This is a genomic window from Mesorhizobium sp. M7A.F.Ca.ET.027.03.2.1, assembly GCF_003999175.1.
Classification (GTDB): Bacteria; Pseudomonadota; Alphaproteobacteria; order Rhizobiales; family Rhizobiaceae; genus Mesorhizobium.
This window is the reverse complement of record NZ_RZOM01001320.1, coordinates 1-1,416: the sequence shown is the minus strand read 5'-3', so window position 1 is coordinate 1,416 and position 1,416 is coordinate 1. Positions and strand designations below refer to the sequence as shown.

The window sequence follows — 1,416 nt, the reverse complement described above, 5'->3', positions numbered from 1 at the left end:
GTGTTTTCTTTGTCGCTGGTCTTCTATTTCGATGCGGTTATGTCGAAACGTCTTATTATGTAAATCTACATTTATATCGCTGAGTGGGGCCTGGTCTTCTACGGCATCGAGGCCGCGGCACAGCACCATTTTGGCGTTTCGGCAAAACAGCTGTCGCGACGGCAGGCCGCCTTGCTTGCGGTTTCCTTGCCAAATCCGATCGCCCGCAATCCGGCCAAACCCGGGCCTGGCTTGAGGCGGCTCGCCAATCTGATCGAGCGGCGCGCCGGCCGCTCCGGCGCCTATGTCGGTTGTCTCCGCTAGCCGATCCAAAAAAATTCGCGCCAGTGCTGGCCAAAACGGCACAGGGCGTGTATAGGCACCCGACTTTCTCAGATTTAGGCCCCGACATGGCCCTTTCACGAGGGCGGGCGGGGCTTTTGACCATGTAGTGGAGCATATCCATGGCCGTTCCGAAACGTAAAACCTCTCCGTCCAAGCGCGGCATGCGCCGCTCGGCCGACGCCCTCAAGGCCCCGACCTATGTCGAGGACAAGAATTCCGGCGAAATGCGCCGTCCGCATCACATCGACTTGAAGACCGGCATGTATCGCGGTCGTCAGGTGTTGACGCCCAAGGAAAGCTGAGACCAGCTTTTTCAAAGGTTTGAATTTCCATAAGGACCGGCCGGTGGCTGGTCCTTTTGCGTTTGAGCCGGCCGGCAGCGCATTTCGAGGCGTGCACCGCAGGCGTTGCAAATCCTTCGGCCGGCAACCGGCTGACATGGTTGTTGCGTGCGGTCTTCGACCGTGTTCAACGCTGCCATCGAAACATCTTGACGGCGTGCCTGTGGCGCATTCTACAAAGGATTGCCCCCACATGGAGACGCCAGATGTTCGGTGCCATTCCGCTGCTGATCGTGCCTTTCGTGCTCTACAACCTCGGACTGTTGGGAATTTTCGGCAGTGGTGACGATCCTTGGGCGAGCGAGGTCTTCTCCTTCAGTATGATGTCGGGCGGCGTGTTCTCGATGACGCTGGGCGACCTGATGATACTGATCGGGCTGGTCTTCCTGTTCCTCGAAATGGCGAAGTCGGTGCGCACGACCAACGCCTCGATCATGGACCATCTTCTGTCGACGCTGGTGTTCGTGGCCTTCCTGGTCGAGTTCCTGCTGGTGAAGGGCGCGGCCCATTCCGTCTTCTTCACGCTGATGGTCATCGCGCTGTTCGACGTGCTGGCCGGATTCGCAGTGTCGATGCGATCGGCCAGCCGAGACATCAATCTGAATTAGGTCCCCAGCGCGGAAGGCGGAAGTTTGACGGGCGCTTGCGCTGACAGTTGTCGGAAACGCCCGTAACGTCGTCATCCTGGGGCGTAGCAAGGAGCGTAGCGACGCGGCCCAGACCCCAGGATCCATGCCGCGACACGTGAGCG

The 1,416-nt window shown here is 59.2% G+C and carries 2 protein-coding genes and 1 pseudogene; all 3 read left to right on the top strand.

Annotation, left to right across the window (positions count from 1 at the left end; genetic code table 11):
• Positions 1 to 303, top strand: a pseudogene (locus EN750_RS34255) (transglycosylase domain-containing protein); the annotation flags it as partial.
• A gap of 140 nt (positions 304 to 443) precedes the next feature.
• Positions 444 to 626, top strand: coding sequence for a 50S ribosomal protein L32 (gene rpmF, locus EN750_RS34250; protein ID WP_008834724.1), 183 nt, complete (start codon positions 444 to 446; stop codon positions 624 to 626).
• A gap of 245 nt (positions 627 to 871) precedes the next feature.
• Entirely contained in the window at positions 872 to 1,273 is a 402-nt protein-coding gene (locus EN750_RS34245; protein ID WP_023810946.1) for a hypothetical protein, read from the top strand.
• The last annotated feature ends 143 nt before the right edge of the window (positions 1,274 to 1,416 follow it).